A 12,893-nucleotide genomic window follows, 5' to 3' on the forward strand; every position below is an offset into this window, starting at 1 on the left:
TGCGGCGTGATCTGGATCACGTTGCCCTGCACATAGGCGTTGTCGGTGGACTCGTAGTGGCTGGCCACCAGGACCTCATAGGCGGCCCAGCCGAGGCCGGCGACCACCACAACGGCGGCGAGTGCGGTCAGCGCCTTCTTGCGCTGAGGATTAGCGGGTTGCGGCGAGGGGACGTTTGCGGTTGGTGTGTTCATGATGAATGACTGTTATGTATTGGTTATGGTCGGAGCCGGATGGTGCGTCAGGGCTGGGCTGGTCAGCGGCTGGTGACGCTTGAATTTGAAGAAAAAAGGCCTGCAGCCCTTTCTGCGCCTGCGCTATCAGCTATCTTTTCAGGAGTATCAAGCGTTGCGGTGGAAGCGTCGGCGGTATAGCCGCCACCGAGCGCACGCATCAACCCGACCTGTGTGTCGAGCGCGCGGGCGGCGAGGTCCACCGCCTGGCGGCGCTGGTTGAGCACGCTGGTCTCAGCCGTCAGCACATACAGGTAGTTGCCCAAGCCGGCCTTGTAGCGTTGCACGGCAATTTCGTAAGCGCCTTCGGCAGCCGTCTGCGCGGCGCGCTGCTCGGCCTGCTGGCGCGTGATGGCCTGGCTGGAGGCGACCTGGTCGGCCACGTCGCGCACCGCATCGATCACGGCGGCGTTGTAGCTTTCCACCGCGCCGTCGAGGTCGGCGCTTTTGCCGCGCAGGTTGGCGCGCAGCCGGCCGGCGTCAAAGATGGGCAGGCGCAGCGCCGGGCCAACGCCCCACTGCTGGCTGCCAGCGTCGAGCAGGCGGCTCAGGCCAATGCTGGAAAAACCGGCGAAGGCGACCAGGTTGATGTTGGGATAAAACTGCGTCTTCGCATTGACCACGTCCTTGGACGCGGCTTCGACACGCCAGCGCGCAGCGGCGATGTCGGCCCGGCGGCCCAGCAGGTCGGCCGGGATGGCCTGTGCAGGCGCTACTGATTTAATAGCTGACAGCGCAGGCGGAACAAGGGCTACAGCCACATTTGGTTGCCCAACCAGAGCACCGAGAGCATTGCGGGCCAGCGTGAGCTGTTCCTTCAGGGTCTCGATTTGCAGGCGCGCTTCAGGCAGGCCACCTTCGCTCTGGCGCAGCTCGAGCTGGGTGTCCAGCCCGGCGTTGACGCGGTCTTTCACCAAGCCCAGCGTTTCCTGACGCTGCGCCAGTGTGCGCTCAGCCACCTGCAGCTGCTCGTTCAGGCGCGCAATCTGGAAGTAGCTGCGCGCGACATTGCTGGCCAGCAACACACGCGCGGCATCTGCATCGGCCTGCGCGGCACGCACGCTGCCCAGCGCGGACTCGAGCGCGGCGCTGTATTTGCCGAAGAAGTCCAGCTCCCAGCTGCCGCTGAGCTGCACCGTGCCGCTTTCGCGGATGGAGCCGGCCAGTGGCGCGGGCACGGCGCCGTTGGCGGTGTACTTCTGGCGCGTCAGGTCGATGCCGCCGTTGATCTGCGGCAGCCTGGCCGCACCGGCCACCTCGTTCACGGCCTGCGCGCGCGCCAGCCGGGCCTGCGCCATCTTCAGGCTGGGGTTGTGCTGCAGCGCCTGGGCAACCAGGGTGTTGAGCTGCCCGTCGCCGAAGTCGCGCCACCATTCGGCGGCAACCGGCGCTGCGGGCGCGGAAGCAGCGGGCAGTCCTAGCGAGGAGGCATCGCGCAGGCTGGCGTTTGAATGGATGCCCGACATGTCGGCGCAGCCGGTGAGACCGGTGGCCATCAGCCCGGCAGCGACAAGGCCGGCAGTCGTCACCAGCGCCATGCGAATGGAGGCATGCCAGAGCGGAAGACGGCGCGACGCAGCTTCAGCGGCGGAGTCCGGGACCATGGAAGGGGTGCTGTTATTTTTCATTTTTTTCTGCGGATGCATGCAGGGTTTGCGCGGTTTCGAAAATGCGAGTCAGGTAGCCTTTGAGGGTTTGCCATTCTTCGAGAGAGAAGCCGGCCAGGTGCGCGTTCTGGATGCGGCTCAGGATGACGGGAATTTCTTTGGCAGCAGCGCGCCCTGCTTCGGTTAGCTCCAGGTTGACGACACGCCGGTCTTCCGACGAGCGGGTGCGCCGGCACAGGCCCTTGGCCTCCAGGCGGTCCAGCAGGCGGGTCATGGAGCCGGCGTCGAGGTCACACTCGCGCGCGAGTTCGGCAGCCGTGGAGGCCCGGCCCATGTAGAGCTTGAGCAGCGGCACCCACTGCGCATTCGTCAAGCCACTGGATTCGAGCTCGCGCTCCACACCCTGGGCGATCAGCGACAGGATGCGGCGCATCAGGTAGCCGATGCTTTCGTCGGGCTTGTAGCCCTCGGCCCGGTAAAACTCGACCAGGGGGCAAGACATCGCGTCGGCAACGGAAGTGGAATCGGAACGGGGTTTGGTGGCCATGCACAAATATTAATTGCCTAGACAAATATTGTCAAGCCTGTGTTTGTGATGGCAACTTTTATCGCCAAACTCGCGGCAGAGCTACTTCCTCCGCTTGGGACTGGCCGTGTTCGTTCTGGTCATGGCGGCAGTGGCCGCACTGGTTCTCAGCGCGAAAATTTAGGTTGTTTTGAGCCTGCAGCCCTGATGGATCGGTCGGATAGAGCTATCGAATAAATAGCACTGCCGGGTTGCGCACCTTCCATTGCAAACGCTCAGTACGCCAGGTAGCTGGCGGTACTGACGCACGCCGCGGTTCAAGTCCGTCGCGCCCGCAAGACCTGCTTTGCGACGGTTGGATATGCCCGGATGCCCCCTGGATCAAGGCTAGTGGCCGGTAACGTTGAAATAGGAGGCGAGGAACGCGTGAGACGGGGTGCGATGCAAGGCGCAAAGCACAGCGATGCCTCAGGCGTCGCGCGCATTTGCAAACGCCGGAGCGTGCCCTGTATCGCGCGGGTAGCGGCTTCTGGTTTCAGCGTTACAGGCCTCTAGTACCGCAACCCGAAAGTATCGAAACATGAAAGCGTGTCTTCGCACCCATGACGGCGTTGCAACCCTTGCGAAGGCGCACAGCCTTCGCTGCGGCTTGCGCCTTGCCCTGGGCACGAATCCATCACTTTCATTTTGTTTCGCTACTTCCAGGTTGCGGTACTAGCGCTGGAGCGAAAAATCCTGTCCATTCACAAAGACACCTTTTGGCGACATTGATACCTTGCGTGGGCCCGAGTAAGCCAGTTTGAGCTCGTTGAGTTGCTCTTCTCCAACGCGCAAACTGTAATTTCCAGGCTGGACTTCGACCAACACATAAAAGCCGTCTGAACCGCTTCTGGTCTGCGTCACCACTTCTCCTGATGCATCAACAAGTTCAATCAACACATTGCCAACACCGCGCTTGCGTTCGTTGCTGACCAGATAAACGGTGCCGTCAATCTCACCGGTCAGCACCAATGGAAAATCGATTTGGCCGATATTGCCGGGCCGGGGAGTGACTCGAACGCCTTTCAGCGAGGAAACGAGCTGTGGATCCTCGACAGTTGCCTGGTTGACGGAAATGTCGGCGTTTCTGTTGCCCAGCAGGTGTCCCACATAAGCGATGCCCGATGCATCGGTGCGCACGGGGTGGTTCGAGGAATTCACAAGAAACCCGACATTTTTGACAGGCTCTTCTCCATCGTCCATTACCCCGTTTCCGTTGCTGTCAATAAATACCCGGGCAGAAATCGCACCGGACTCCGCCGCGGGAACCGCATCCATCATCCATTGTGAGCGACGCGGTTCCCGCGCCACCGACGTGAATATCTGAATACCCACCGTGAACTCCCGCCGGGACGTCACACCGCCAGTCAAAGCCACGGCATACCCGCCAAAATTCTTGTTCAGGCTCGAGCTAAGGCGGAACACGGAGTCCTGGAATGTGTAAGCACTGCTGACGTTCAAGAGATAGCCACCCCCCAAAGCATGATCGGCGGAAACCGCCAGGGCAGACAGCTGCGCTTTTGGCTGGACCAGGTAGCTGGCCTGGGCACCCACACGAAACTGTCCCGCATTGCCGCTCACCTGAAAAGCGCCATCGACGGAACGCGCGCCCTGGTTGCGCGAGACGTGAAGCAGGTTGGTCAGTGTTGCCGCTCCGAGCGAAGTGGAGAGCAATGCCCTTGCATCGATCACCCGGGCTCCCGACTGCAGGCGATCACGCTGCAACTCCAGCGTAAAGGGGAAATCGCCCAGTGACTCCGGAGAGATCAACCCATCAAAGCGAAGCCGGTCGCGCGACCGTACCGGGTCTGCGGACAAGGGAAAGAGCTCACTTGTGAAATCTTTTAATTGCAGGTGGTTCCACCCGACTGAAATACCCGCCAGTCGGGTACGAGCGCTGAGTTCGGAGAGCGTCCCTCCGTTTGCCTGCTGGGTCAGATTTCCCACCAGGAGAGCGCCGCCTACGAAGCCATTCAGTCCCATGCTGGTGTAGTTTTGGCGGGTCTGATTCAACCCTTCCAGATTCACCATGCCCAGCGTACCGGTGAGAAATTTGCTGAGCCCCAATTCGGCCATTGCAGCGCTGTGCTGCAATCCCGCCGCATCATTGTTCGAGGCGAGGTTGTAATAGAAGCTGCCCGGCTCGTTGAGCGACCCGTCAAGCAGAAAACTCTTGCGCTCCACTCTGATCTGTCCCTGCGGTCCGTGGAATACCAGCCGGAACTCGTTCGCGCCGTACACAAGCGTCAAATCATCAAAGGAATACTTTCCGTCCCCGCGAGCCTGCTGGTAACCAATCAAGGCATTGTTGAGATACAGCTCCACATCCCATCCAGGGGGCAAATCGCCTTGCAAGGTATGGCTGGCAAATCGGGTGGAGCGGTCCAGGGGCACATTGCCGAGTGAAAACCCGTTGCCAAAATCGCTGCTACGGGAAATGTTGGCGACCCCGGGCACGCTCACATTGCCCAGGGCAAAAGACCTCGCCCGCAGAGGCCCCAGCAGATCCCCGGCCGGATCGCTGCGGCCCACGGTGAAGCGGCTTTGGCTGGAGTTGCTCTGATTGGTTCCGGACAAAAAAGCGGAAGCCTGCAGGCCTGCGAGGTCACCGCGAATATAGGTTGTATACGAAGCGTTGTTGGAGTGCAGGCTGTTGCCCCTTTGAGCACCCAGGGAGATCGTCTGATCAATGAATGGGGTATCGACGAGCCTGTATGGATTGTCCCTGCGGGGATAATTCAGCTCTTCTGGTTTGGAGCGTCCGGCGAGTCCGCCCAACTGGGATTCACGGGCGAGGCGCGCCTGGAGAGGCAGTGGCTCTCGCGGATTAAGTTTGACAGTCAGGCTACTGAGGTTGACATCGAAATCGACCAGCAGCCAATCGGCCAGCAACTTGCTTTCCACGTAAATGTCATCGTCCCGAGACAGGATGTCCGTCCCATCAAAGGTCGACGTCTTGTCGCCCAATGTGACAGTCCGGTTTCCTGTGTTGAGCGAAAACGTCCTGCTTTCCCCCCGCACAAAGCCGCGGCCAGCACCCTCTTCCGGATAAGCACGGATGGCGATGGTCATCAAGCTCGACATCTCGCCAAGAGGCAGGAATATTTTCTGGCCGAACTGAAATGCGTTCAGCGAATCCGTCAGCACATGCTGGCCGATGCGAACCTCGAAAAGAACGGTATTGCTGTCCAGAGACGGAGCTTTGGACAAAGCAGGCTGGGCAAACGCAGGCTGGGCAAGGACTGACAAAAAAAATACCACGCTGTGAAACAGCGGTTTAAAAAGCGAAGTGAAGCTGAACATCCCAAGGGGTTCACACTTCCGCCGTGCCTCACACAGGGGAATGGCCTCAGCCGGAAGCTCTTCGCAATCAGCCAGCGAGAGGATCAAGGAATCTGGACGGTGTTTTCCGCCAGCAATTTTCCGCCGTCGGCGGTGCGCTCCTTGTAGGTCACCGTCAGCGTGCCTCCCGACAGGACTGTGCCCACAGGCGTCTGGAGCGTGAGCTTCACCCGGCGGCGTGCATTCGGGACGTAGACAGACACGCCGCCAGCCTGGGCAACCATCTGTTCCGTTCCGCCGGCTGCCTTGAACGTGGCCGTGAGATCGCCATAAACAGAGCGGTTTCCCGTACGGTTCATCTGCAAGGCGACCACACCGGGCTGTCCTGGCGCCTTTGGTTTTTCGATAGAGACCTCGGTCAGGGTCACGGAAGCGTCCGTTTCCCCGTGGCGCACGATGATTGGAATCGAAACGCCAATCAGGGCAGCAATCGTGACACCGACTTCGTTGCTTCCCGGTTTTACCTGAGCTTCAATGGCATTGGTCAGGCTGGGATCAGCCACCTTGTCAAAACTCAGATGAGAGCGATATTCTCCAGGTGCGAGTTCAGCAGGCTTGCGCAACGCGATTCGCACAAGTTGCTGCGTACCAGGCTGCAGGACAATTTGCCTGGGAGAAAACACCAGCATTTGACCCGCAAATTGGTCGCCCGGGCCGGGTTCGGTGATGGGCTGAAACTCTCCGTTTTCAGTCATGCGGCGATTGACGATGTTGAGCCGGTAAGTAGCCGGCGTCGTACCGTCGTTGATGACGTCGATCTGTGCAGAACGCTGATTTTTGTCAAACACGATTCGCGTGGGGTTGATCATCAGATCGGCCAACGCGGGCCCAGGAACAAGGCTGATGAGTGACACCAGTGACAGGCTCATCAATGAAGAAAGAACCACTTTGCGGCGCAAGATTGCCATGAAAGACTCCATTCCGGTCATCATCGTCCCCCCGTGGCGGGTTTGCCCTGCAGCGTTCGGAATGACGGGCACATGTTTACCGGCTTCATGGGGGAGAGTCCACCGTCAACATGAACGCAGCGCCAGTATAGGTGCCAGCCCCGGGGTTACTGGGAATCGTCAGCCTGGCGCCAACACCCATGGTGAAATTGGGAAGTGACCCGCTCGGCTGCAATGTAAAAGTGTCGACCGTCATGGTGACTCCGCCAGCGGTCAATGTGGCAGAGGTGGGAGTCATGGCCGAACTGTAGGGGTCACAGCCCTGACCATTGCATTGGGCGACAACCGAGTAACTACCGGCCTGCCCCGGATTGGCGCTGGTCAGCACAATCCCGGCCGTGGCGGTACGTGCACCGCTCGGGCTGATCGTGATGGAACAATTTGCGCAACTTGGAAGTACCGCAAAAGAACCAAAATTGATCACCGCGTTCGTCGCGGTGACGGTAATCGACTGCGTTTTGGCCGACGCGACGGGCCCCCATGCGATCAGACAGGCGCCCAGAAGCGACGCAAACTTCCCGATCACGTAGGGTTTGCAAAAAAGAGTTGCCATAGCTGGGAGTCCGCGCCTCGGGTTGTGAAACCCGTGGAGCGCCTAGTTGTAGTTGACCTGGACGCTCAACTCGCCCGCGATCAGTTTGCTGAGCGCCTGACTGATCTCAACAGCCAGGCGGCCGCCGCCTTCAAGTGCCTGGGCGGGAACAATCAGGGACGCGTCCTTGCACCCCTGCGCCGCATTGGATGCCGCGTCTGCGTCGCAGGTGCTTGCAGCGCTGGGAAACTGCCTGAGCAAGCTGTCAGCTGAAGCCGGGAACTGAACAATGTAGCCCGACGTGGAACCTGCTCCAGCGACACTGAACCGTGCGACCCCCGAAGCATCCACATCAATCATGGTGATGCCAAAACTTGAACCTTCGCCGGTACGACTCGCAATACCACCTGCGCTACGCGATGGCTGGTCAATGCTGAAGCTAAGCCGGATCGGCAAAGACAGTGAGACAGGCTGTGAAGCTTGCTGCACAGGTGCCGGACCCGGCGCTGGCGAAACAATGGACACCGGCTGCGACGAAATTTGCGACAAGACCGTCGCGCTCGCGGTGCCACTGGTGGAAGCCGCATTTACCCCGTAGCCGAGCATGACCGAAACAATCAACGCGCAAACCGCCAGCGCATTCAGCACCGGCTGTGAACCACGAAAGAAAGACGATCCGCGCATGTTTCGCAGTTTAGTTGTATTCCACCGTCATGGTGTAGGTTCCGGTGTAGCTGCCGGCGACCTGATTCGCGCCAACAGTCAGCGTGCCACCGACAGGCAGCGACACCGTTCCGCCAACCAGCGTACCGGTTGCAGCTCCGTTGACGACCACGGCCATGGTGTTCGCACCAGCGTTGGCGCTCACATTAAAAGAGCCAGGGTAAGTCACGGCGAAAGTCGAAGCGCCGGTTCCGGTGACCGTGAAGGCTCCAGCAGAAAATGCAGCGCCCGTCACAACCACAGTACCTGTCGTTGAGCGTGCACCCGCAGCGGTCACGACCACGGTACCACCCGAGGCATTGCCCGCCAGGGTTCCGAAGTTAAGAGCCGTGCCGGCGGCGATGGCAATCGGCGCCAGAACGGTTGCGCTGGCAGTGCCGGTCGCTGTTGCGGCCAGGGCGCTGACCGAAAGAGTGCTGGCCGTAGCAATAACGGCTGCAAGAAGGGAGAAGCGGGTAAAGTTTTTCAAGGTAAAGCCCTCGGGTTGATAAAAATGATGAAACATCGATAAGTAACTTTTTCTTACATGTTGATATTAACTTCTTACAAAACGATTGACAACCCAGAATCGAGCTGAAAGCGTAAATTACGAAAAAAACGAGTAGCGACGTGAGGTTGTTCACATAATCTCTCCAACATCCTTAACTTGAGAACCCGATTCGATACGAAATAAAACCTACAACAAGGGGTAAAAATACATTTTGTTACATTCATAAGCCATTTTTGTCGATCCAAAGCAAGCATTGAATGGCGAGACATCTCAGCCCCTAGGCATCTGTTTCCCTGGCGACTTACTTAAGCCATCCCGGCGCCCTCGCCTGCGCAGGCCAACACAATGGCGCTGTAAATGCCGGATGAAACATCAATAACCAATGCGCCATTTCCCTGCACCATGACTCGTCCATAAATTCAGAGGCCTGCGGCTGCCCGGCTTGCACTCCTCCGTTGCTACGCATAGCTCGCGAAAAACCCGCAAATTGGGTCGTCTGCTGCTCGCCGGCCAAGGGCTGGCCCCCCTTTTCTCAGGCTTCACGCACTGTCAGTCCGAGGGCAGGCCCTAAACTCCGGGGATGGCCACCTCCCCCTCCCCTTCTGACGCGCCCAAGGGCTCGCCCCGCTCCCTGTCGGGCCTGATGCCCTTTCTGCGCCCCTACCGCGGCCGCATCGGGCTGGCCGTTTTTTTTCTGGTCATGGCGGCGGTGGCCACACTGGTTTTTCCGCTGGCGCTGCGCGGTTTGATCGACGGCGGCCTGGGCGCGGGCGACAAGGGCGCGCAGCTGATGGCCCTGCGCACGCACTTCTTCGAGCTGTTTGGCGTGGCGGCAGCGCTGGGCCTGTTTTCAGCCGGCCGCTTTTACATGGTGAGCTGGCTGGGCGAACGCGTCACGGCCGACCTGCGCAACGCGGTGTATTCGCATGTGGTGCGGCAAAGCCCGGAATTTTTTGAAACCACGCAGACCGGCGAAGTGCTCTCGCGCCTGACCGGCGACACGACGCTGGTGCAGACCGTGGTGGGCTCGTCGCTCAGCATGGGCCTGCGCAATGCGGTCATGGGCGTGGGCGCACTGGGCATGCTGGTGTTCACCAACCCCTACCTGATGGTGCAGGTGCTCGGTGCGCTGCTGTTGATCGTCGCGCCGTCGGTGTGGTTCGGCCGGCGCGTGCGCAAGCTCTCGCGCGCCAGCCAGGACCGCGTGGCCGACTCCAGCGCGATTGCCGCCGAGGTGCTCAACGCGATTCCAGTGGTGCAAAGCTACACCGCCGAGGCACGCGAAGCCGCGCGGTTTGACGAATCGACCACGAACGCCTTCAACACGGCCATCCGCCGCAGCAAGGCACGCGCGGTGCTGGTGGCCTTCATCATCATCGCCACCTCGGCGTCGCTGCTGTGGGGCCTGTTTCAGGGCACGCAGGCAGTGATGCGCGGCGACATCAGTGCCGGCCACCTGGGCCAGACGGTGGTGTACGTGATCATCCTGGCCAGCGCCACGGCGGTGCTGGGTGAGGTGTACGGCGACTTGCTGCGCGCCGCCGGCGCCACCGAACGGCTGATGGAGCTGCTGGAAACCCGCTCGCCCGTGACTTCACCGTCAAATCCGGTTCCAGCCCCCGTGGTACGGGCGGGAAGCGCTATCAAATTCGAAGCAGTGACCTTTCACTACCCGTCGCGTCCGGCGCAGCCGGCGCTGAGCGACTTCTCCCTGAGCGTGGCGCCCGGCGAGACCGTGGCCATCGTGGGGCCCAGCGGTGCCGGCAAAAGCACGGTGTTCCAGCTGCTGCTGCGCTTTTACGACCCGGCCACGGGCCGCATCGAGCTCGATGGCGTGCCGACCCGCGACATGGCGCTGCATGAGCTGCGCCAGCGTATCGGCATCGTGCCGCAGGACGCCGTGATTTTCTCGACCAGCGCACTGGAGAACATCCGTTACGGCAAGCCCGGGGCAAATGACGAAGAGGTGAAAGCCGCGGCGCGGGCGGCCTTTGCGCATGAGTTCATCACCGCCCTGCCCGAGGGTTATGACACCTTCCTGGGCGAGCGCGGCGTGCGCCTGTCGGGCGGGCAGCGCCAGCGTATTGCCATTGCGCGCGCCATGCTGAAAAACCCGCCGCTGCTGCTGCTGGACGAAGCCACCAGCGCACTGGACGCCGAGAGTGAACGCATGGTGCAGGCGGCGCTGGAGTCGGCCATGGAGGGCCGCACCACGCTGGTGGTGGCGCACCGCCTGGCCACGGTGCAAAAAGCCGACCGCATCCTGGTGCTGGACCATGGCAGGCTGGTGGAACAGGGCAGCCACGCTGAACTGGTGATGCGCGGCGGCATTTATGCGCGACTGGCCGCGTTGCAGTTCAACGTCTGAGTGGTGCAGGAAGGGGCAACCCGTGGTTATGCGTTTAATGCATGGCAACCCATGAAGCCGGCCTTGGACAGTTGAACCCGGCGCGCCTAAGCTGTGGCCATTGATCTTCCAACAGGAGTATTTGATGTCGCAAGCTTCCCCCGCCGTCACCCCGGTACTGACACATCCGCTGCCCTCTTATCTGCAGGCCGATCATCTCGGCCCTTGGGGCAACTACCTGCAGCAGGTAGACCGCGTGATACCCCACCTGGGCAGCCTGGCGCGCTGGGCCGAAACCCTCAAGCGCCCCAAGCGCATCCTGATTGTGGACGTGCCCATCCACATGGACGACGGCACGGTGGCGCACTTTGAAGGTTACCGCGTTCAGCACAACGTCTCTCGCGGGCCGGGCAAGGGCGGCGTGCGTTTTCACCAGGACGTGACGCTGTCGGAAGTCATGGCGCTGTCGGCCTGGATGTCGATCAAGAACGCTGCGGTGAATGTTCCCTACGGCGGTGCCAAGGGCGGTATTCGCGTGGACCCGAAGAAACTTTCGCGCGGCGAGCTCGAGCGCATGACACGCCGCTACACCAGCGAGATCGGCATCATCATCGGCCCGAACAAGGACATCCCCGCGCCCGACGTCAACACAAATGAGCAGATCATGGCGTGGATGATGGACACCTATTCCATGAACACCGGCTCGACCGCGACCGGAGTGGTGACCGGCAAGCCGGTGGACCTGGGTGGCTCGCTGGGCCGGCGCGAGGCCACCGGCCGCGGCGTGTTCACCGTCGGTGCTGAAGCGGCGAAACACATCGGGCTGGACATCGCCACCGCCCGCGTGGCGGTGCAGGGCTTCGGCAATGTGGGAGGCGTCGCCGGCAAGCTGTTTGCGGAAGCCGGTGCGCGCATTGTGGCCGTGCAGGACCATGGCGGCACAATCTATCGCGAAGCAGGGCTGGACGTGCCTTCGCTGCTAAAACACGTGGCCGAGGCCGGCAGTGTGGCCGGCTTCGAGCAGGCCGAAAAAATCAGCGACGACAAATTCTGGGAAGTTGATTGCGAAATCCTGATTCCCGCCGCACTTGAGCAGCAGATCACCCGGGAGAACGCCGGACGCATCAAGGCACGCATGATCATTGAAGGCGCCAACGGCCCCACCACCCCGGAGGCCGACGACATTCTGCATGAACGCAATGTGCTGGTGCTGCCTGATGTGATTGCCAATGCCGGCGGCGTGACCGTCAGTTATTTCGAATGGGTTCAGGATTTTTCGAGCTTCTTCTGGGACGAAACCGAAATCAATGCCCGCCTCGTACGCATCATGAAGGAAGCCTTTGCCGGCGTCTGGCAAGTGGCACAGGACCACAAGGTCAGTCTGCGCACCGCCACCTTCATCGTGGCGTGCAAACGCATACTGCACACACGCGAGCTGCGCGGTTTGTATCCCTGATCACCTGTGCGTTCGCATCAGTGCGAGAGGATATCTACGGCTTTCATTTCAAGCAGGGGCCGCGGAACCGGCTTTGCCGGGCCGCAGGCGTAGCGGCCCCCTCGGGCGGCAGGGAGCTACACGCAGTGAACGACCGTGGGGGCCTCAGTCATTGAAGCGTTTCCTTGGCCAAGGCCGGTAGAGGCAGCGGCATCACATCAATGCCCTCTTCCACCAACTCCATCGCTTCGGCCCGGCTGGCTTGTCCGCGGATATTGCGCTGTTCGGCATCACCGTAATGCATGGCACGCGCCTCGTCGGCAAAACGCTGGCCCACGTCTTCGGTGTTGGCCAGCACCTGGCGCAAAGCCTTGAGGAACTCGGCCTGTCCGGCGGGGTTGCCGGCAGCCGCCATCACGTCATGAACCGGGCCAGACGGCAAAGCCGCAGGCACCGACAGCTCGCGCGAGGGTGAAGCCGTTGCAGACACCTCGGCAGCGGCCCCGAAGTTGAGCCGCGGCGCGCTGGGCATCTTCTGGATGGCGGGGTCGCCACACAGCGGGCAGGTAAGGAGGCCACGGCCCAGCTGGCTTTGAAAATCATCTTCCGACGCGAACCAGCCCTCGAAGGCATGCTGGTGCGAACACTGGAGGTTGAGAACTTTCATGCGCG

The 12,893-nt window shown here is 61.0% G+C and carries 10 protein-coding genes and 1 pseudogene; 2 read left to right on the forward strand and 9 right to left on the reverse strand.

Translation table 11 applies throughout. The features are described from left to right. The 8 genes and pseudogenes from ABI660_RS14720 to ABI660_RS14755 all read right to left on the reverse strand — a co-directional run. Nucleotides 1–194, reverse strand: a pseudogene (locus ABI660_RS14720) (EmrA/EmrK family multidrug efflux transporter periplasmic adaptor subunit); the annotation flags it as partial. 62 nt (nt 195–256) lie between these two features. Then, nucleotides 257–1,771, reverse strand: a complete 1,515-nt coding sequence (locus ABI660_RS14725) for an efflux transporter outer membrane subunit (RefSeq protein ID WP_348069386.1) — start codon at nt 1,769–1,771, stop codon at nt 257–259. Between the two features lie 79 nt (nt 1,772–1,850). Further along, nucleotides 1,851–2,342, reverse strand: a complete 492-nt coding sequence (locus ABI660_RS14730; RefSeq protein ID WP_348069388.1) for a MarR family transcriptional regulator — start codon at nt 2,340–2,342, stop codon at nt 1,851–1,853. A gap of 738 nt (nt 2,343–3,080) precedes the next feature. Then, nucleotides 3,081–5,708: a hypothetical protein gene (locus ABI660_RS14735; protein WP_348069322.1), complete on the reverse strand. Its 2,628-nt coding sequence runs from the start codon at nt 5,706–5,708 to the stop codon at nt 3,081–3,083. An 83-nt stretch (nt 5,709–5,791) separates the two neighbouring features. After that, entirely contained in the window at nt 5,792–6,655 is an 864-nt protein-coding gene (locus ABI660_RS14740) for a molecular chaperone (RefSeq protein ID WP_348069325.1), read from the reverse strand. An 85-nt stretch (nt 6,656–6,740) separates the two neighbouring features. Then, nucleotides 6,741–7,247, reverse strand: coding sequence for a DUF4402 domain-containing protein (locus tag ABI660_RS14745; protein ID WP_348069327.1), 507 nt, complete (start codon nt 7,245–7,247; stop codon nt 6,741–6,743). A 42-nt stretch (nt 7,248–7,289) separates the two neighbouring features. Next, nucleotides 7,290–7,910 carry a hypothetical protein gene (locus ABI660_RS14750; RefSeq protein WP_348069330.1) on the reverse strand — a complete coding sequence of 207 codons (621 nt, stop codon included), beginning with the start codon at nt 7,908–7,910 and terminating at the stop codon, nt 7,290–7,292. Nucleotides 7,911–7,920: 10 nt separating this feature from the next. Next, nucleotides 7,921–8,418 (reverse strand): DUF4402 domain-containing protein, encoded by a 498-nt coding sequence (locus ABI660_RS14755; protein WP_348069332.1) that lies wholly within the window; start codon nt 8,416–8,418, stop codon nt 7,921–7,923. Nucleotides 8,419–9,019: 601 nt separating this feature from the next. Here ABI660_RS14755 and ABI660_RS14760 point away from each other — a divergent pair. Next, a complete protein-coding gene (locus tag ABI660_RS14760; protein ID WP_348069334.1) occupies nt 9,020–10,807 on the forward strand; it encodes an ABC transporter transmembrane domain-containing protein in 1,788 nt (595 codons plus the stop codon). Nucleotides 10,808–10,931: 124 nt separating this feature from the next. Next, nucleotides 10,932–12,242 carry a Glu/Leu/Phe/Val dehydrogenase gene (locus ABI660_RS14765; protein ID WP_348069336.1) on the forward strand — a complete coding sequence of 437 codons (1,311 nt, stop codon included), beginning with the start codon at nt 10,932–10,934 and terminating at the stop codon, nt 12,240–12,242. A 148-nt stretch (nt 12,243–12,390) separates the two neighbouring features. Here the strand turns inward: ABI660_RS14765 and ABI660_RS14770 are convergent, their stop codons facing one another. Then, entirely contained in the window at nt 12,391–12,888 is a 498-nt protein-coding gene (locus tag ABI660_RS14770) for a DUF1178 family protein (RefSeq protein WP_348069339.1), read from the reverse strand. Nucleotides 12,889–12,893 lie beyond the last annotated feature (5 nt).

The organism is Polaromonas sp., assembly GCF_039930745.1.
In the GTDB taxonomy this organism is placed as follows: Bacteria; Pseudomonadota; Gammaproteobacteria; order Burkholderiales; family Burkholderiaceae_C; genus Polaromonas.